Source organism: Dysgonomonas sp. Marseille-P4361 (assembly GCF_900343125.1).
GTDB lineage: Bacteria > Bacteroidota > Bacteroidia > Bacteroidales > Dysgonomonadaceae > Dysgonomonas.
The window spans coordinates 1-21,641 of record NZ_OPYL01000010.1; the positions used below are offsets into that span (position 1 = coordinate 1).

The 21,641-nt window shown below is 35.2% G+C and carries 10 protein-coding genes; 9 read left to right on the top strand and 1 reads right to left on the bottom strand.

The annotated features are described in order from the left end of the window. The 7 genes from DHU68_RS14400 to DHU68_RS13515 form a co-directional block, all read left to right on the top strand. Nucleotides 1-334 (top strand): tyrosine-type recombinase/integrase (locus tag DHU68_RS14400; protein ID WP_160111147.1); only part of this gene is annotated, 334 nt, incomplete at its 5' end. 1,195 nt (nt 335-1,529) lie between these two features. Then, nucleotides 1,530-2,954, top strand: coding sequence for an IPT/TIG domain-containing protein (locus DHU68_RS13490; RefSeq protein ID WP_108823532.1), 1,425 nt, complete (start codon nt 1,530-1,532; stop codon nt 2,952-2,954). Between the two features lie 27 nt (nt 2,955-2,981). After that, a complete protein-coding gene (locus DHU68_RS13495; protein WP_108823594.1) occupies nt 2,982-6,089 on the top strand; it encodes a TonB-dependent receptor in 3,108 nt (1,035 codons plus the stop codon). Nucleotides 6,090-6,114: 25 nt separating this feature from the next. Then, on the top strand, nt 6,115-8,142 hold the full coding sequence (locus tag DHU68_RS13500; protein WP_108823533.1) for a RagB/SusD family nutrient uptake outer membrane protein: 2,028 nt from the start codon (nt 6,115-6,117) through the stop codon (nt 8,140-8,142). A gap of 87 nt (nt 8,143-8,229) precedes the next feature. After that, the gene (locus DHU68_RS13505) at nt 8,230-9,168 is read left to right on the top strand and encodes a BT_3044 domain-containing protein (RefSeq protein WP_108823534.1); all 939 of its coding nucleotides are present in this window, start codon (nt 8,230-8,232) and stop codon (nt 9,166-9,168) included. Nucleotides 9,169-9,189: 21 nt separating this feature from the next. After that, a complete protein-coding gene (locus tag DHU68_RS13510) occupies nt 9,190-10,257 on the top strand; it encodes an Ig-like domain-containing protein (protein ID WP_160111148.1) in 1,068 nt (355 codons plus the stop codon). Nucleotides 10,258-10,636: 379 nt separating this feature from the next. After that, complete coding sequence (locus tag DHU68_RS13515) at nt 10,637-13,177, top strand: TonB-dependent receptor (protein ID WP_160111149.1); 2,541 nt, start codon at nt 10,637-10,639, stop codon at nt 13,175-13,177. Between the two features lie 206 nt (nt 13,178-13,383). Here the strand turns inward: DHU68_RS13515 and DHU68_RS13520 are convergent, their stop codons facing one another. After that, entirely contained in the window at nt 13,384-17,406 is a 4,023-nt protein-coding gene (locus DHU68_RS13520) for a glycoside hydrolase family 2 TIM barrel-domain containing protein (protein WP_369831347.1), read from the bottom strand. A gap of 565 nt (nt 17,407-17,971) precedes the next feature. Between DHU68_RS13520 and DHU68_RS13525 the strand changes: the two genes are divergently transcribed. Then, nucleotides 17,972-19,168, top strand: coding sequence for a site-specific integrase (locus DHU68_RS13525; RefSeq protein WP_160111150.1), 1,197 nt, complete (start codon nt 17,972-17,974; stop codon nt 19,166-19,168). A 1,035-nt stretch (nt 19,169-20,203) separates the two neighbouring features. Continuing rightward, complete coding sequence (locus DHU68_RS13530; RefSeq protein WP_108823539.1) at nt 20,204-21,631, top strand: IPT/TIG domain-containing protein; 1,428 nt, start codon at nt 20,204-20,206, stop codon at nt 21,629-21,631. Nucleotides 21,632-21,641: the final 10 nt, after the last annotated feature.

Here is a 21,641-nt window from a genome sequence, read left to right on the forward strand (position 1 = left end):
ATATGCTCGAATAACGGGTGATAGCCCATATATATTCCCTATAATCAGAAGTCAAGAGAAGAGTGCATATAATCAGTATCTGTCAGCATTAAGCAGACAAAACAGGTGTTTGAAACAAATTCAAAAACTGGCTGATATAAAAAGACGAATAACCTCACATGTGGCTCGACATACATGGGCAACAATAGCTAAAGAAGAGAACCTACCCATCTGGACAATTTCGGAAGGACTGGGGCACTCATCTGTTAAGACTACTTATATCTATCTAGCCTCTATCAATCACACACGATTAGACGAAGCAAATGAAATTGTATCCCGTGCTGTGGGCTTCTAAACGTTCAATACACTATATCCCAAAACACCAAATTTTACAAAGACATATTAAAAATATAACATTCCTGTTTCAACAAAAGTTATGGGAGGAAACCTTCTATTCCTAAACAGAAGATAATAAAAGAGATCTATTATAACCTATCCTATTATAAGTAATAAAAAACGAAAGGTTGGAAGTAAATCAAAGAATTTTCCTTGATTCTAGAATAGAAAATATCACTTCCTAAGTGATGTTTTGAAAAAAAAGATATTGATCCTTAGTTGTTTACATAATCAAGAATCATTAAGTGTTAAATTAAAGTAGTATGTTTACTTCTCTTCCTTTTAACTTATTGATAATGTAATTCTTAAAGAATGGCATAAGGTTACAAAATAGTTTTCTGTGTAAAGTGATCATGTTGTTGATAGTGAGTATATTAATCTGTAAATATGTGATAGAGGAAAAAGATAAACCTCTTAACTTCTAGCTCATTCGAAACTTGATGAGTTATAAAACATTAAAAAACAATCATTAAAGTTTGGTAAATTATAAAAAAGATTCTACTTTTAACGGCGAACTATATCACTTAGGAAGTGAGCCCTAAAATCTGATCTAGAAAAATACGTATAGGAAGGATAACTATCTTATATGTGATTGATTTATAAAATTTTTATTAATAGGTGTGTTAATAGTATTAATTATATGATAGCCTTAAAATCTGATTCAATGAAAAATATTTTACTTTTTAACATATTGCTAATTAACTACATGAATATAAATCTTCTAATAATAGCAAAAGTACCTATTGTAAACGAGTTAACTTGAAAGACCTTTCAGAAATTAGAAAGTTAGTGAGTTTATATCATAAAGAATCATTCTTTCTTTTGAATACTATAAGAATACATACTTGTATCGCATTAATCATGCAATATAAATATTAACAAGTTATTTAATATACAGAACCTTAAAATCTATTTATCATGAAAAACAACCCCAAAATTGAATAGGCATACATTATTATCCTAAAAGAAGAAATAGGAGTCTTGACTTTGAGTCTTCTAATTATGAAAAAATATGAATTTGCAAAATGTCGAAATTTTGTGAATGGGTATGAACAAAATTTCCACATTCGATCTAAAAGTTAAGTTAAGCTTGACTTATCCCTTCTAAAATCTATAATACAATGAAATAAAGATTTTAATAACTATAATCTAATATGAAAAAAACACCAAGTTACACAGAGGCAGCTATTAAGAGACTTCCATATCCTTTAAGAAAAATTACTGCAAAAAATAGGATAACCCATCTTCTCTTATGTATAGTTACATTTACAGTTATTTTCGTTTCTTGTAAAAACGATGAGCCCATAAGTATAACCCATAACCCTAATAGTCCTATTGTTCTTACATCATTTAGTCCTGACTCAGGTCATATTGCGGAAATGATTCTATTAGATGGAGAAAACTTTGGTACAGATACTTCCAAAATAAAAGTATCTTTCAATGAAAAAAAGGCGGTCGTTCTTAGTTCTACCGGAACCCGAATCTTGGCATTAGTCCCCCGCCTTCCTGGCGACACTTGTTCTATTAAAGTGGAAATTGGTGATCAGAAAGGGGAATACACAAATCATTTCCTATACAAAATAGCAGCTAGCGTAACTACAATTGCAGGAAATGGTAACGACCCTGGAGATAAGCCAGTCTATGATCAGGGGTTAAGCAAATCACAATTGCGTCCTGTATATATAGGTATGGACAAGGAGTTCAATATTTTTGTTACAGATAACCAAAATAATCTTGTTCGGATAAATGAGGCAGAAAATAGTATAACAGTAGTAGCAAATGGTTCTCAAGGATTCAACCATCGTTGTGCTCCTATTGCTAATCCAGTAACCAATGTTTTACAGATGGGAGCTGAGGACGAGAATAATCGTGATAAATTTATTTTTTGTGACCCAAATGCCGGTTGGATTCCAAAATTATATTTCATAAAAGAGTGGGATTGGAATGGTTATCAGTCTCCAACAGGTACAAACCATACTCATTACGCTTGTCTATATTGCGAAGCTGATGGCAACTATTACACTCGCTACAACAATGGCTTATTGGTACGAATAGACCCAAAGACATGGAATGCCAGAGCAGTCGGAATGACTCCTAGCGGTGTCACTTATGGAGCAGCAATGCATCCTATAAATAAAAATGAATTATGGTTAGCCTATGATAGCGGATCAGGAGAGGTATCTCACAGTATCTGTAGAGTAGATGTTACTTCCGAGACAGTAGGAGTTGATAAAAAAGGACTTCTAGATTCGTTTGAAAAACTCTCTGGTGCAACCAATGGCGCACACAGAGACGGTCCTCTATCGATGGCCCAATTCAAATCGCCACGTATGATCAATTTTGATGCTGATGGAAATCTATATGTAGGTGATAACGGAAATCATTGTATACGTATGATTAATACAAATACAATGATGGTAGAAACCATAATCGGTATACCTGAAAAGAGCGGTTTTAAAGATGGAAGTAAGGATGAAGCAATGTTTAAAGAGCCTCATGGAATCGTAATTGATGCTGAAGGAATTATATATGTATCAGATTATGGGAATAATAGAGTACGCAGAATCGCGATTGAATAAATAAAACATATTTAAATAATGAGTAATATGCATAAAATATATTATTGTTTACTGATTTTATTCTTAGCAGTATCCTCCTCACTATCTGCACAAGAATCGACTTACACAATAGAAGGAAAAATCTATGATGAGATGGGACCTTTAATTGGTGTTACAGTATCAATTAAAAGTAAGATAGGGACAGCCATGAGCGATATAGATGGGAAATTTTCAATCAAAGCTTCCCGTGGAGACTGGTTAGTTTTTTCTTATGTTGGTTATGAGACTCAAGAGTGGCTTGTAACAGAAAACAAAAAGGACTTAGACATAAAATTAGCTGTCAAAACCCAAGAGATGGAGGAAATTGTGATAACAGGAACAGGAGCTCAACGAAAAATATCTACTGTAGCTGCGATTTCTACTGTTTCTCCGTCAGAGCTGCAAACGCCAAGCCCTTCAATAGCGAATATGCTAGGAGGAAAAGTAGCTGGTATTATTTCTATGGTGAGTAGCGGAGAGCCAGGTCAGAATCTTGCCGAATTTTGGGTACGGGGAAGAGGTACTTTTGGTGCAAACGATGGAGCTCTTGTGCTTGTCGATGGTTTACCTGGAGATATAAATACAATTGACCCTGCGGATATTGAAAGTTTTTCTGTTCTCAAAGATGCTTCGGCAACAGCTGTGTATGGAGTTCGAGGTGCAAATGGAGTAATAATTGTGACAACGAAGCGTGGACAATCAGGCAAACTGAGAATTACGGGTAGAGCTAATGTATCGGTATCTCACTTAAGACGTCTTCCTGAATATCTCAGAGCTCATGATTATGCAATGCTCACAAATGAAGCCTATCAGGCGCGAAATGAAGATCCAGCTTACAGCCCTATTGAGATGCAAGTAATCAAAGATGGATTAGACACAGATCTTTATCCGGATGTTGACTGGCAGGGAGAAATTGTCAAAAATGTATCATTCAAACAAAAATATTATGTCAGTGCTCAGGGAGGAGGTGATGTAGCCAGATATTTTGTAAGCCTCGATGCTTCTAATGAATCAGCTGCTTATAAAACAGAAAAGAATAATCCTTATGCCACTAACGCTGGATTCAATGACTATTCATTCCGTTTGAACTTAGATATAAACCTTACAAAAAGTACTGTTTTATATTTCGGGTCAAATGCTTATTTATCAATGAATAAACGCCCGGGAATGATGAATACAGACGGTATATGGATTGCTCAGGCTGCATATACACCTCTGCTTTTCCCTCTTCAATATTCTAATGGTCAGTTACCTGCAGCCACAACTACAAGCGGATCCTCTCCGTACGTTATGATAAACCATTCGGGAAAGACAGATATCAATCGTAATACAGAACAATTCACCATGCGTCTCGAGCAAGACCTGTCTATGCTAACTAAAGGCTTATCCGTTCATGTACAAGGAGCTTATGACCGAGAAGGGGAGCTTACAGAGCGACGCTATTATCAGCCTGCTCAGTACAGAGCGATCGGACGAAACAGTAAAGGCGAATTGCTGACCCGCGAAATAGTAGCGAAAGGTACAGATGCTTTCTATAGCTCTTATGAAAAGCAATACCGAAAGTTTTACTTCGAATCTAAAGCATTATACAATCGAATATTCGATGAAAAACACCGGGTAGGAGGATTATTAAGATTCGAGATAGAAAACAAACAGTGGTCAGACCAAACAGCTTTAAATCTTAACCGGAGTTTAGCGATGATACCCGAAAAATATATAGGCCTATCAGGTCAAGTAGAATACAGTTACAATGATACTTACCTCACAGCTCTTAACTTTGGGTACAATGGCACAGAGAATTTCATCCCGGGAAAACAATTTGGTTTTTTCCCTTCAGTCTCTATCGGATGGATTCCAACCGGATACGAATGGGTAAAAGAAAACCTCCCTTGGCTTGATATTTTCAAAATAAGAGCATCTTATGGAGTAGTAGGGAACGATAAACTCGTCAGGGATCCGGATGGGAAGCTACGTCGTTTCCCTTATTTAGACCGAATTAATTCAGGATACGTTTACCCATGGGGCTCCGGAAGACTTGAAAGTATTGGTATTTCTTTGGTTGGTGCTAATAATTTAATATGGGAAAAAGAGAAAAAAACCAATCTAGGTTTTGACTTTCAATTCTTAAAAAATGCATTAACATTAACAGTAGATTTCTTCAAAGACAAACGTGAAGGTATATTTCAAGAGCGTGTACAAGTGCCTGATTATGTAGGATTGACAAACAATCCTTTCGGGAATGTGGGGGAAATGTCAAAATGGGGATCAGACGGAACTATTTCGTATACTCATGATATCAACAAAGACATGTCTTTTACTATACGTGGGAATTACACTTTCACAAGAAACAAGATCGAAAATTGGGAGCAAACATATAATAAATACCCATATCAAGACCTTACAGGTGTTCCCCTTAATACAGTAAGAGGATACCAATGTATTGGTTTTTTCAAAGATGAAGATGATATTAAATACAGCCCTAAACAAAGCTGGGGCACAGTGTTGCCGGGAGATCTTAAATACAAAGATATGAATGGCGATGGAAAAATAGATGTGGACGACCAAGTTCCTATTGCTCACGAAAGACTACCTCAGATTATGTATGGGTTTGGAGGAGAGTTTCGCTACAAAAATGTATCTCTTGGATTTTTATTTAAAGGTACAGGGAAGACCGATTATTTTCGCAATAGTGTAGGATATGTGCCTTTTGCGGATGGTGAATTAGGAAATGTTCTTACTCGTTTCAACGATCCTTCTACTCGATGGATACCAAGATCTTATGCAGAAGCAAATGGTATAGACCTATCGTTAGCCGAAAATCCGAATGCAACTTTACCTCGCTTGCAATACGGATGGAATGAAAATAATATGCAAACTTCAGATTTCTGGAAGGGGGATGCCAAATATCTACGTCTTCAGGAAGTAGTGATTAATTACAACCTAAAGAATGAATATCTGAAGAAAGTAGGTATATCTTCTATGGATTTACAGCTAGTTGGTAACAATCTGATAATATGGGACAAAGTGAAAGATTTCGATCCGGAACAAGCCCATCATACAGGAAAAAAATACCCTATTCCTTCGGTATATTCATTCCAGTTATACCTACACTTCTAGATAGTAATATTATAAAAAAACAGATATGAATGTAAAAGTATATACTATAAAAAAAACTATAACAACCAAGATCTTCTGTATTGTTATAGCAATCACATGCGGTTTAAATTCCTGCGATTATCTTAATATCGATAAATATCTTGATGACGAGTTGCCTTACGATTCAATATTCTCAAACAAGCGTTATATTGAAGCATTTATGTGGAATGCAGCGAGCCAGTTCCATGATGAAGGAAGCATATATGGATATCCTTATACACCAGGGCCGATGGCAACCGACGAAGCTTTCTGCCTTTTTGGTGCCGGAGAATTTCAAGGCATGGCTTATGTTTTAGGAGAACGCAATTCTTCCAACTTAGGGAGTTTAAATAATTGGAAACGATGGTATGTAATAATCCGCCAATGCAATCTTATATTGAACCGCATTGATGAAGCCTCGGACTGGACAGCTGTAGAGAGATTAAATATCTTATCTCACACCCGGTTTATAAGAGCCTATGCTTACTACAATTTAGTGATGAATTTCGGTCCGGTTGTCTTACTCGGAGATGAAACTCTCAACAATAATGAAGACATGCCATATTATGATCGTCCGCGCGACCTTTATGATGATTGTATAGAATACATCTGTACCGAATTTGAGGAGGCTTCTCTATATTTACCTGCAAAAACAAATTCTGTTGTCGAATACGGTCGTCCGACAAAAGGAGCTGCATTGGCCTTAGTAGCCCGGCTAAGATTGATACATGCCAGCGACCTTTACAATGGAGGAGCAAGTGCTCGTATGTATTTTGGAAATTGGAAGCGTAAGACTGATGGACAGAATTATATTCAGCAAACAGCAGATCCTAAACGGTGGGCAGTAGCAGCAGCTGCTGCCAAGCGAGTTATTGATTTAAAAGACAGTGGTGTAAGTCTTTATAAGCTGCATACTGTGGAAAAGAATGATAAGACTCGTCCATTGCCTACAAATGTTGATGATCCTAATTATCACAAACCGTTTCCGGATGGAGCAGGGGGGATTGATCCATTCCACTCTTATGCTGATATGTTTAATGGAGAAACTGTTGTCAATGTAAATCCGGAGTTTATTTGGGCTAGAAGTTCTGGAGCGATAACATCATATACACAACATTCTTTCCCTGTTGCTAATGGAGGTTGGAATGGCTTGGCAGTTCCTCAAAAAATCATAGATGCATATGATATGGTAGATGGGCGAACCATTAACAATTCAAGCTCAGAGTATCCTTATGATGAAACAGGATTTACATCCTCTGTGTCTGAACTTTACAGTGGCTATCGTTTAAATGCGAATGTTTACAATATGTATGTTAATCGTGAGGCTCGATTTTATGCTTCTATTGGGTTTAGCGAATGTTTTTGGGAAATGGCATCAACAACAGACAATAGTCAGAAAAGGCTTACTGTAACCTATTATTCAGACTCTCCTAACGGGAAAGATGGAGCATCGAATCCTCTCGATCATCCTGCTACGGGATATGTATTAAGGAAATACATCAATCCGCTGGATGCATGGGCTGGGACAGGAAACCAAAGAGTTCCGAAAGGATTTCCGATCATACGCTATGCTGAAATATTACTGGCTTATGCCGAAGCTTTGAATCAGCTTGGGGGAGAAAGTTATACAATTGAGGTAGAAGGGAAACCCCAAATATTTACAAGAGATATTAATGAAATAAGAAAATCTATCAACTTGATTCGTTATCGTGCAGGTCTTCCTGGATATAAAGAATCAGACTTGGCTGATGCTAAAGAGGTATTAAATAAAATCAAGAAAGAACGCATGGTCGAATTACTTCATGAAAATCACAGATATTTTGACGTTCGACGCTGGGGTGATTATGAATCTTCTGAAAGTGAACCTATAAAGGGGATGAACACAGCAGGAACAAGGGAATCTTATTATCAGAGGGTAGTACCTATAAGCAATCGTATATCTAATAGAGTTGTTCATAGAAAGATGATTTTTCTTCCTATACCTGAGGTCGAAATGAGACGCTTACCTTCATTTGATCAAAACCCTGGATGGTAGTAATTAATAGCATTTGTACTATGAAAAGCCAATAGTATATAGATTATATAATGGCATTTAGTATTTTAAAGATTAAATTTTATTCAAATGAAATATAAAAAAATCATAAAATCATTACTTCTTGTAGCTCTTGTTTCAACAGTATTATCCTGTAATAAAGATGAAGTTTTTGAAAGAGAACAATACAAGAATGTTATAGCTTTACTCAGTGATGATGGGTTTAATATTTTTTCAGAGGAGATAGATCTTTCTGAAGAAAGCCCTAATGGCTATATATCTGCGTCTTGTGGAGGTGCTTTGCCAATTACAGAACCGGTTCAAATTGAGATTATCGAAGATAAGAATCTCATCGATGCATACAACCTTAGTAACTTCGATACTGAAGCTGAGCGTTATGCTATCTACTTGGATAAGGACAGATATAATATAGATAATTCAGAGATAATAATACCTGCAGGGGAAAGAGGTGGTAGAATGAAAATTCAGCTAAATGTATTAGGACTATCTCCTGACTCTACCTATCTGATCCCTTTTAAAGCAAATACCATTTCTGCTTACGAAATGAATATTGAAAAGAGCACGATACTGTATCGTATATTTTTGAAGAATTATTATGCCAGTACAAAGTCAGGATATACATACTACAACCATAAAGGAGTAAAGGATGGTATCAGCACGATGTTACAGAAACCTGTTTTTCCTGTTGCCAAAAATGAGGTGCGAACTTTTGCTGGTATCAAACAATTCCAGTCTGAAGAAAAATTAATAAACCAATGGTCGATTAAGCTCGTGGTTGGAGAAGATAATAAAGTGACAATACTTCCTTGGAATACATCTCAGTATGGGATTAAGATCAATCAAATCGATGATGACCCCTTATACCCCAATATTTTCTTTATAGAAGATACTGGATATAAAACCTTCAAAACGTTTCTACTCCGCTATGACTATGTTGATCCGGATGATAAAAAAACTTATCGAATGCAGGAAGAGTTAAGATTGGAATTTAATGAAAGAGAAGAATAAATTAAATAATATGATATGAAAATGAAATATTTAAAATATCTATACATCATAATCCTGACTGTAATGATTGGGTGTGATGACTTTGACCCGTTAGTTACAACCGATAAACCTTATGTAAATTATACATCAATAAATTTATACATAGGTGAAGGAGCAGGAGATAGAAACTCTTTACAAGTAGAGTTTAGTCCTACCAATGCAACCTATACATGGGAAAGTCAAGATCCATCTATTGTCACGGTAGATCAAAACGGTTTGGTAAAGGCCGTAAAGGAAGGTTTTACAACTATCACCGTAGCATCGAAAGACGACAAGACTACTATTGATGTAACGGTAAAAGAGTATATTCCTCTCACGGGTTTTACACTGAGTACTAATGTGGTAATCGGTTCTTGGCAAGCTTTAAACAAAGTATTTCTTACGCCTATACCTGAAAATGCAACAATGACAGACGTAGAATGGACGACGTCGAACAACGAAGTTGCTATGGTATACAGCAATGGGGTTATAAAAACACTAGCTGCTGGATCTGCTACAGTAACAGTCAAAGGTGGAGGTAAGGAAGAACAAATAACAGTATTAGTTCCTGAAAAAATGTCTAAAGAAGAATGGAGTATTCCTGGATATGATGCTAACAGCAATGAAGGAACTATAGGTTATAGTTCTCAACAGAGATCCGATGGAGGAGGTGTTCCTTCTATTATAGATGAAGATCTTTCAACATATTGGCACGCTAGTTATGGTAGTCCAAATAGTAATTATCCTCATTGGTTTATAATAGACTTAGGAAGGGAAACAACGATTGCTCAAGTATCTATGTCTAGAAGAAAAGACGATAATCGTGGGCAAAAAGGATACCAGATATATACATGTAAAGAAAGTAATGCAACAGACTTAAATGATCCAACAAAATGGGTTTGGGAAGATCAAGGAGAGTTTAGCTTTAATCCTAAGATAAATGGATCTCAAATGCAAGCTTTAAATAATTTCCCTAGGGCACGATACATTAAAGTTTATATAGCAGAAAAGTTTAAAGGTGAAAACAATTATGCTATGGTAGGAGATTTTAGTGTTTACAATGCAGATTAACACTCTGTTTATATCATTTAAAGAGGAGTATATAAGATGGCAAAAAGGCCTCGTTATTATGATAGTAACGGGGTCCTTTTTCTATTACCCATTTGAATAATATTCTAATTCTAGTTAATTATAAAATATACTTCCTCCATCCAAGCACTTCTGTATATTTTACATACAGAGCTATATACCATCAGAGGGATATTTTAAATTTGAATAGCTTCTGTTATGTAATTAATAAATTAATATGTACTTTAGAATCATATAATCATATGAAAATTATCTAATTATGAAATGCTCTATATTTATTTTTATCCTTTCTCTTTTTCATATTTTGGGATTTTCTCAATCGAATAAAGAAAGGATTCTAGATTCTGTAAAACATAGTTTTTTGAAACAAGTTCAATTATATCCACAAGAAAAACTGTATGTACAGATAGATAAACCTTATTATATAGTAGGGGAAGATATTTGGTTTAGAGCTCATCTGGTAGATGCCTTTTCTATGTTGCCTGATACAACGAGTCGATATATATATGGAGAGTTGATAGACCCTTTAGATTCTGTACAGGTGAGAGTGAAAGTGCGACCTAAATCAGGGGCTTATTTCGGATATATTGGTTTAGACGAGGAACTTCCCTCTGGTGATTATCAATTACGATTTTATACAAGATTCATGGAAGGACGTGGGGATAACTTTTTCTTTAAACGTACTGTCCATATCGGAGATCCTTTGTCAGCTTTATATCAAATAAACATGGAGCATACTTATTTAGATAATCATAAAAAAGTGAAAGTTAAATTATCCTTCAACGAAATAGATGGTGGAAAGAAAATATTGCCGCAAGAAGTTCGTGTGAAAAATGATAAAGGCGAACTTCAAGTCATGACTTGTAACAATGAAGGTGATGTTGAGTTTACTCAGAAAAGGATCGAAAATAAGAATGTTATTTATGTCGAATTTGACTATTTAGATAAATTTCATAAAGAATATATCTCAATTCCCAATCCAGAGGATTATGAGGTCTCTTTTTTACCGGAAGGAGGACATATTGTTTTGAAAGAAAATAATAAGGTAGCATTTAAGGCATTGAATTCAGATGGTATCGGCGAAAAGATCCAAGGTGTTATTATCAATGAGGCTGGAGATACCTTAACAACTTTTTCTAGTCAACATCTGGGGATGGGAGCATTTTATATTTATCAGAAAACAAAAGGTGATAAATTATATGCTCTATGCCGTAACGAAAAAGGGATTGAAAAACGTTTTGAATTACCATCTGCGACAGAAGGGATAGTTGCTTTACGAGCAAACTGGCAACGAAATAATTTATATATCTCACTAAGTAAGTCAGCAGATACTCCTATTCAGGAACCTCTTTTTTTAGTGATACAATCTAGAGGGATTTCAATAAGTGTTTCTGAATGGGATAAGAGTCGGGAATTTGTTTCTTTATCTAAAGAGCAGTTACCAACTGGAATCAGCCAGTTGCTATTAGTAGATAGTAGAATGAATCCTATAAGTGAGCGTTTAGTGTTCAATATAAATGAAAATAGTTTTGCTGATATTGATTTTAGAACAGATAAGAGTAACTATGGGAGTAGAGAGAAAGTCAACGTTAAATTTGCAATAAATAATGTAGAGCAAATAAATGAATTGGCTAATGTCTCATTATCTGTCACAGACGATAAAGATGTAAAAACAGATAGTTGTGTAAATATTCTTTCTACGATACTTATTACATCTGATTTGAAAGGATATATTGAAGATCCTGCTTATTATTTTAGAAATAAAGGAAGTGAAGTTCTAAATAACCTTGATCTGTTGATGATGACGCAAGGATGGAGTAGGTATAATACATCAAAAATACTAAAGCAAGAATTCGAAAAACCTTCGACTTATCTAGAATTAGGTCCGGAAATTTCAGGTACAATAGAGGGAGGTATACTTATGAATAGAAAATCGGCTAATTATCCTGTACGATTATTGGCTTTGAAACAAAAGTTTTTTGATGAAACAGTGACTGATGAATTGGGGCGTTTCAGATTTAATGGTTTCGAATTTCCGGACAGTACTCAGTTCGTTGTCCAAGGTAATACGAAGAAGGGAGGCGATCGCGTTTGGCTTACAATAGATCAGGAAACATTCCCGAAGTCTGTATTCTCCTATCCTCCTCAGTATAATAAGAAAAATCTTCTTTTCAGAGATTATTTAAACAAGGCAGATCAGAAGTTTATTCTAGATAATGGTATGAGAATGATATATCTCAAAGATATAGAAATTACAGCCTTAAAAAAGAATTCCGGAGTTGGTAAATCTGTCTATTCATCGTCTTTTAATACTCGATATACTCTCGAACAAATAGAACAGTTCAGAGCTAGAGATCTGTATCAGTTATTATCAAGATTTGCAGGGGTTACAGTCGTTGGACAGAATGTCTCGATAAGAGGAAATTCATCTCCTTTAGTCATGATTGATAATACTTCTTACGATATTAATATGCTCGGAAATATTTCTATTGAAGATGTAGATGAGGTAGAAATAGTGAAAGATGCTGGTACTGTGTTGTTTGGTTCTCGAGGTGCATCAGGTGTTATACTAATAACAACGAAGAGAGGAATTAAAAATCGCCCTGCTGAACAATTTAATATAAAATCAGTATCACCTTTAGGCTATCAGTCTACAAAGGAGTTTTATTCTCCTCAATATGAGACTACAAATCAGAAAAATAATAAAAATCCGGATTTGCGTTCTACTATTTATTGGAATCCGAGTGTAAAAGTTTCTGATATAGGAAATGTTAATCTAAATTTCTATACAGCCGATTCGAATACGAGTTACTCTGTAATAATAGAGGGTATAACAACACAAGGGCGTCTAATTCACTCTCTTTATAAAATAAAAAGGGAGGATTCTCATATCGAACATTAAAAACAAGATCATAGATATAGCTATGGAATTTAGGTGAAGCATATTGTTGATGATGTTATAAAATCAGCAGAAGGAAATTATTACACCCTACTTCAAAAAAATGATAAGATATAAATAACTAATGCCCATATCTACTCTGGATATGGGCATTAGTATTTTAAAACTATATCAAAAAATAATTTTTCTAGCTTGTCTTTTTATGACTATTAATCAGCAAGAATCTCTATTTCAGCTCCTGATGCAAAATCTTGACTATTTTGTTCACTTAATGCAGTAAAGCGTATATATCTAGCTTTTACTGGTGTTTCAAATATTATTCTTTTCTCTTTTCCTGACTTATCAAATTCACCTTCAGTAACAGATTCACTCCAATTTTTAGCATCGTTACTCACTTGTATACGGTATTTTTTTATTCGACCGTTTGCTCCGCTTTGTCTTGGCAAATAAACAAATCCTTTAATTATCCTTTCTTCTCCAGCATCAAGATCCACCCAATGAGGGTATTGTGCTACTGTAACTGAATACATTGTATGCCAAATAGTATTTGGATCACCATCCGTTAGGTGTTTAGCATCTCCCTCACCAACCTCTTCGCTGCTAGTGTAAATAACTTCGGTTTGTATACCTTCTATCTTTTCGAAAGATACTGTAACCTTTAATTCCGAAGTTTCTTTAAACCATGCCGTTATTGTTCCTCCATCGCGAAGTGGTATGTGCTCCGTATATTGCTTTTGTTTTTCTCCGTTTAGAGTATAATAGATTTCAGCATTTTCTCTAGGAGATAATATTTCTACTGTTCCTTTTTTATCTCTAGTTATGGTAAGAGGAATATCTCCGGCAGGAGCAACATTTGCTATTGCCGATAAATTGCGTGCTTGAGTTGGGCGAATAATAAATCCCATATTGTGGTTGTTGGCAAATACTCTGTCTTGAAGCAATGGGCCTCCTTGTCCACAACTGTTTCCCCCGAGGCCGGTTACCGCTGTGTTCAAATGTAGATAAGTATCTCCAGCCTGAGGCAGTTGATAAATGTGTGAGGCTAAAATAAGATCTTTTGCTGAATATTGTAGAGCTGAAACAGCCATTTTATCAGTAGATATAAAGATTGCTCCGTTACCAATCTTATTTGTTAAAGCACACCAACGTACATCTTCTCTATTGCCCATATCTTGAGGTTTCGGAAAGTTTACAAAATTGTTAGCAACTTTGCAGGTATACTCTTCAATAAACTGTCCACTTTTTCGGTCTGCAAAATTATCTACAGGTCCTCGACCATAATATGTAAATTGATAATAGTCTTTGGGTATTTGCATTACATAGCCTAAACGTGGTAATATTAAATTGGGTTTATTAGAAGTAATGCTGGATTGTAGTTCTATTGAGCCATCTTCATATACAGTCCATATCTGGTTTGTTGTAAATAGAAAATCATTTGCCTCAAATATTCTGTCAGTCAGTTCCTCTATACTGTTTTTGCCTGAACTGGTACCTCCGTGTATTTTTGCAGCGTTAGGGGCTTGAGATTTTACGGTAAAAGCTAAAAGTATGCTTCCATCCACTCTCTTTATTATCTTACAGTCTGTGGCTTTATGGATCAGATTGTGAAGCCCATTGTCGAACCATTGAGAATAGAACCAGTTATCATTGTTAACGAAAGCGCGGAATGCATCGACTTTAGGTCCGTTTCCTTCCTTTATGATACAGTCTTTTCCATATGTCAAACTGTGTATAGAGCCGGTTTTGGTATCAAACTGGACAGAGAAATTATTTCCTTTAACCGTCTTGATATCAGAAGAAGACTTGATAAGCTGTAGTCTTTCATTGCTATTTGAAACTTCGCTGATTAGAGGTTTTTCGGTAGCTTTTTTAAGCAGAATCTGTTCCTCTGCAACAACGAATCCACTAGGTGCCCACGGCATTTTTTCCTTTAGTGTAAATTGAACCTTGATGAAATATTCAGAATCAGGTTTTAGCTTGCTGCATTGGTATGGAATAGTAATGTTTTTTCTTGTACGAGCAGGTATATCTCCAATGTCAATATATCCTGATAGTACCTCTTTACCGTTTTCATATACAGCCCATTTGGTACTATAATCAGATAGATCTTTAAAATAATATTTATTAAATACTTCAAAGATACCTTGTTGTTTGTCTATTTCTTTAACCGAAATATGTTGATAAACCTTCTTGACATCATAGTACTGAGGTTTAGGTTCCAGATCTGCAAATACAATTCCATTCATAACGAACTGCCCGTCATTAGGTGTATCTCCAAAGTCTCCACCATAAGCCATATATTTTTCTCGCGTTGTGGGGTCGTAATTATACAAAGCTTGATCTACCCAATCCCAAATAGCACCACCACAGAAGAAGTTAGTTGACTCTATTGCTTCCCAATAGTCAACTAGATTTCCTCCGGCATTACCCATAGAGTGTGCATATTCTGAGATATGGAAAGGGTATTTTATGTTCGACTTTCCTTTAACAGCTTCGCGTGTCCATCCGATAGAAGGATACTGATTAGACCCCATATCTACAATATTATTATTACGTTCATACTGAACAGGACGTGATTTGTCAAATGTTTTAAGTGCACTATAGGCATGAACAAAGTTTTCTCCGGGTCCGGCTTCATTGCCCAGAGACCAAATAATAATTGATGGACTGTTTACTGTAGCATGTGCCATTTCCATCACACGTGCCACATGTGCATTTTTCCATTCTACTGGGTGAGAGAGCGATGCTTCTCCATAATAATATTCATGTGATTCTATATTTGCTTCATCCTCCAGGTAAATACCATATTTGTCGCATAGGTAATACCAATAAGGTTGATCAGGATAATGAGCATTACGAACATGGTTAATATTTGCTTGCTTCATGAGCATAATCTCTTTTTCCATCATTTGGCGAGTGATAGCATGTCCTGCTTCCGGATTAGTCTCATGGCGATTTACTCCTTTTAGTTTTACGGTTTTCCCATTTACATAAAAATAACGACCCTCTAGACCAAACTCGTCTTCAGAAGCTGGTGTGTCTCTTATCTCTACTTTGCGGAATCCTACATAGGATGAAACGATTTCAACAACTTTACCTTTTGCATCTTTCAACTCTGCTACCAAGGTGTATCTATGAGGGTATTCGGCAGACCATTTTTTTGGTTTTTCTATATTCAGTATCGAATTATTTACAGCAGATTCTTCCGATTTGATTTGATTTATAGCTTCTGTAATTGTCACACCCGTAACCAATTTGTTTTCATCGGAATATAGCTCATTTTCGTAAAGAGAGTAGGTGAGACTATACCCTTTTGCTATTTTGCTGCTTAAATTTCGAACATCTGCACTGATACTAAGTGATCCGTCTGTATAAGACTCATCCAGGTCAGGGATAACTACTAAATCTCGAATTTGTACTTTGGGTGTAGAAGTTAATGCGACTGAACGAAAGATACCAGGAAGACGAAACATGTCTTGCGCTTCTAAAAACGAAGCGTCCGCATTTCTATATACCTCTACAGCTAGTTTGTTTTGCCCCTTTTTCAAATATTTTGTAATATTAAAAATAGCAGCATTACGTGAATTTTTAGAAAACCCTACATACTGACCGTTTATCCATAAATAGAAAAAAGAATCAACACCATCGAAATTGATAAACACTTCGCGTCCGTCCCAATTTTCAGGAACTTCAAATTCTCGTATGTACGAACCTACTTCGTTTCTGTGTTTATAGGTCGTCCAATTGGAAGGTGGGGTGCGCATTACTCCCCCTCTCCAGTCGTCAACCTTTACTGAATGTTGGAAAATAACAGGTTGGTTTACATAGATAGGATGTCCGTATTTCAAACTACCATCTTTTTGTATTCCGTATATATTCCAGTTCGAAGGGACTTGTATTTCATCCCATGATGAAGCGTTGTAGGATGTGTTGAAAAAATCCTTTGGGCGTGAATTTGGATCCGGTGCCCAATTAAATTTCCACTCTCCATTTAGAGAAAGCCAATATTCACTGTTCTCCGGTAAAACTTTTCGAGCACTTTCAACATCTTGGAATGAGAAGAAATAAGAACGAGGTTGTTCTTTGTTTAAAGCAATACTTTCTGGAGATTCCCATTCATTGCCCGTAGGGGCTTTTTCCGAAGCATAGCGGTATCCTCCCAATATTGGATTGTTGGCAAATAATTGGAAATATCCCAATAGGAAAATTACAATTAACGCATTTTTGTGAATCATAGCATTTTAATTCTAGTTATAACTCTTTGGTATCTAAGGTATGACAAATATAACACTCTTTGTTAAGATTATAGATAAACAGAATAGAAGTATTTTCAAGAAGCTAACTTATATATGGTTCGAAATCGGTCTGTGAAAAGTATACTGAAGCCATCAGGTAGATTTTATATATTTTCAAACTAAAGTTTACCATTAGGCGTTAAGTGTTTTGTTTTTTTAACATAATAAAATAGTCTCATATTTTTCGTTTTTCAAATCCTGTTCTTTCTTGAGAGGACATTCGAAACAAAAAGGTTTAGAGATTAATCTAAATGCATGATTTCCAGGTGGCCTCGGAGGGGCTTGAGCCCTCTTCGCAATAGTTACATATTCAATTGTTTGAAGTGTAGTGTTCTACAAAATTTACCTGTTTTTTGCTTAATTGTGTAGCTGTATTTTGCTGGTAACTTCTTAAAGACTAAGATAAATGTCTCTACGTACAAATAGTCTTGATGATATGCTAAGAGAGCATCGTTTTTTGTTCTATTTTTGTCTCTCATTTTTTAACCTAAAAAACATACCTATGAGTATCCGTATAGTATTCCGACCATCAAAAAAAAACAAAGAAGAAGGTTTTCTCAGTCTCCGAATTTATCATAAACGTCAGACGCGTCAGGTTGCCACCGGACTAAAATTAATGCAGGAAGAATGGGATGATGAAAATTCACGCATAGTTTTGAGAAACTTTTCCCTGGAAAGAAAAAACTACCTATATCAACTCAATGCTACATTAAAGAATAAGATTTTATACCTGGAAAAAATACTTAATGAGCATCGACGAAAAGAGATGAATAATATTGATCAGTTAATAGCTGATTTTAAACACAATGCTTTTACCAGTAGCTTTTCCGATTATGCCAAGTTATTAGCAAATAAGCTCGCAGAAGAAAAGCGTTATCGTACTTCTGAAGCCTATCTTTCAGTAATGAGACGAACTGTAAAGTTTAATCAGGAGTGCGATTTCTCATTAAACGAAATTACTGCTGAATTTGTAGAAAATTATGAAAGGGAACTTTCCCATCAGGGATTAAGTCTCAATACCATTTCTTTTTATATGCGTAATCTCAGAGCTATTTACAATAAGGCTATCGCAGATAAGATACTAATCCCAAGTTTGGATAATCCTTTTGAGAAAGTTTATACAGGAGTTAAATCGACACCCAAAAGGGCTCTTTCGAAAGAAGATGTCAGTAAGATTTACTCTTTGGATTTTTCTGAACTTATAGAAAAAAAATCTAGCGAACTCTCGATGAATGCATCAAAGCAATCAGAACTAGAGCTGGCTCGTGACCTTTTTCTTTTCAGTTTCCATACACGGGGAATGTCCTTTGTTGATATATCATTCCTGAAAAAATCAAATATTAAGGATGATATCCTTACCTATAGAAGGAAGAAGACAGGGCAAGAGCTAAGTATCAAAATTAACACTTCCTTAAGAAAAATCATTAACAAATATGCTCGAATAACGGGTGATAGCCCATATATATTCCCTATAATCAGAAGTCAAGAGAAGAGTGCATATAATCAGTATCTGTCAGCATTAAGCAGACAAAACAGGTGTTTGAAACAAATTCAAAAATTGGCTGATATAAAAAGGCGGATAACCTCACATGTGGCTCGACATACATGGGCAACAATAGCTAAAGAAGAGATTTACCCATCTGGACTATTTCGGAAGGACTGGGGCACTCATCTGTTAAGACTACTTATATCTATCTAGCCTCTATTAATCACACACGATTGGACGAAGCAAATGAAATCGTATCCCGTGCTGTAGGCTTCTAAATGTTCAATACACTATATTCCAAAACACCAAATTTTACAAAGACATATTAAAAATATAACATTCCTGTTTCTACAAAAGTTATGGGAGGAAACCTTCTATGACTAAACAGAAAATAATAAAAGAGATCTATTATAACCTATCCTATTATAAGTAATAAAAACCGAAGATTTGGAAGTAAATCAAAGAATTTCCCTTGATTCTAGAATAGAAAATATCACTTCCTAAGTGATGTTTTGAAAAAAAAGATATTGATCCTTAGTTGTTTACATAATCAAGAATCATTAAGTGTTAAATTAAAGTAGTATGTTTACTTCTCTTCCTTTTAACTTATTGATAATGTAATTCTTAAAGAATGGCATAAGGTTACAAAATAGTTTTCTGTGTAAAGTGATCATGTTGTTGATAGTGAGTATATTAATCTGTAAATATGTGATAGAGGAAAAAGATAAACCTCTTAACTTCTAGCTCATTCGAAACTTGATGAGTTATAAAACATTAAAAAACAATCATTAAAGTTTGGTAAATTATAAAAAAGATTCTACTTTTAACGGCGAACTATATCACTTAGGAAGTGAGCCCTAAAATCTGATCTAGAAAAATATGTATAGGAAGGATAACTATCTTATATATGATTGATTTACAAATTTTTTTATTAATAGGTGTGTTAATAGTATTAATTATATGATAGCCTTAAAATCTGATTCGATGAAAAATATTTTACTTTTTAACATATTGCTAATTAGTTATACATGCCTAAATGCCCTAATAATAACTAAACTAATTTCCAAAGATCGCAGTATTCTTATTGTGGGGTTACATTATAAGATCCATTCATACTATTGTACACAATAACAGAAGATATAATAATAAAATTAACCAAATAAAGAGAAATATACAATTGCCCATTTGCATTATCTCTTAGCTCTATTTTATGCAAAATGTATGAACTCAATTTAATTATATTATATTATGAAAATCAGGAAATTACTTTTTTACTCTATTGTGATTTTTCTCACTTTAGGTCTCGTTACAATAGGTTGTACCGAGAAGGGTGTTGATCCGACGGTTTTAGAAGAAGGTTCTCCTTTTGATCCTTCAAAACCGGTTGTTTTTAATGATTTCTCTCCCAAGGAAGGAGCAGTCCGTACTCGTGTCTTTATAGAAGGGAGTAATTTTGGAACAGATGTATCCAAAATTAAAGTTACTATTGGGGGCAAGGATGCTTCTGTTATAGGATGTAATGGAACATCTATATACCTAATGGTACCTCCTCGTGCTACAGATGGTGATGTAAAAGTTACACTCTTAAATGCAAAAGGGGATGTAGCTGTTGAACATGAATTTGATTCAGTTTTTAATTTCAAATTAACTACAACAGTTTCTACTCTTACTGGAAAAATAGATCCGTCAACAAATTCAAGTAGTATGATTGATGGGAATTTTGAAGAAGCAGAATTTGAAGATCCTTGGTGGATAGAATTTGATAAAACACCCGAAGGTCAAAGAATGTTGTATGTTGTAGAACCTAGCAAATCTCTCCGTAGAATAAATCTAGACGAAAAAACAGTGTCAACTGTTTTTACAAACGGACAAGCAGGAATGAGAGCATTTCAAACAATGACATTTAATACGACTCGAGACACAATGTTTTTTGCCGACGATCATGGACGAGACAACAGAGAAATGCCTGTTCTTCACTATTCAATAAGAGGAGAATCTTTCAGAAAAGTATATCCATATATTTATGATAGAACAGGCTATTCCTGTGCTCAAAATAAATATGGAGATCTCTTTTACAATACATGGTTTAATGCCGGAGTTTTGAAAGCTCGAGGAGAATATGATGCCGCTTCTGGAGAATGGGTGGGTAAAAGATTATTCAATATAAACGCAAATAATAACAGTGCCCACACTTATATTATAATGCACCCAGATGGTCTTTATGCATATTTAGTAGGTGCAAATTGTGTTTCTAAATCAATTTATAATCCAACTACTAAGGAATTGACAAGTCCAACCATTTTGGCTGGTTCTTGGGGTAGTGGAGGTTATAGTGATGCACCAGGAACACAGGCTCGATTTGAAGAAGTCCGACAAGGAGTATTTGTTAAGAATGAAACTTATGTAGCGGAGAATAGAGGAGATGTCTATGATTTTTACCTTTGTGACCTGGGTAATCATTGTATACGAAAAATAACGCCTGAAGGGCTAGTTTCTACTTTTGCCGGCCGAGGTAGTCAAACGTCTGATAATAATGTGGAAGGATGGATAGACGGAGATGTCAGAGAAACGGCCCGATTTAGAAGACCTAGTGGTATCTGTTATGATGAGGAGAATGCCGTTTTTTATATTGCAGATAGAAATAACAAACGTATACGCTCTATATCAATAGAATAACTAAACTATA

Bases quoted from the DNA above. Each gene is read 5' to 3' on its own strand.
- DHU68_RS13495 (WP_108823594.1), top strand. From the start codon at position 2,982: ATGCATAAAATATATTATTGTTTACTGATTTTATTCTTAGCAGTATCC.
- DHU68_RS13490 (WP_108823532.1), top strand. From the start codon at position 1,530: ATGAAAAAAACACCAAGTTACACAGAGGCAGCTATTAAGAGACTTCCA.
- DHU68_RS13505 (WP_108823534.1), top strand. From the start codon at position 8,230: ATGAAATATAAAAAAATCATAAAATCATTACTTCTTGTAGCTCTTGTT.
- DHU68_RS13525 (WP_160111150.1), top strand. From the start codon at position 17,972: ATGAGTATCCGTATAGTATTCCGACCATCAAAAAAAAACAAAGAAGAA.
- DHU68_RS13510 (WP_160111148.1), top strand. From the start codon at position 9,190: ATGAAATATTTAAAATATCTATACATCATAATCCTGACTGTAATGATT.
- DHU68_RS13500 (WP_108823533.1), top strand. From the start codon at position 6,115: ATGAATGTAAAAGTATATACTATAAAAAAAACTATAACAACCAAGATC.
- DHU68_RS13530 (WP_108823539.1), top strand. From the start codon at position 20,204: ATGAAAATCAGGAAATTACTTTTTTACTCTATTGTGATTTTTCTCACT.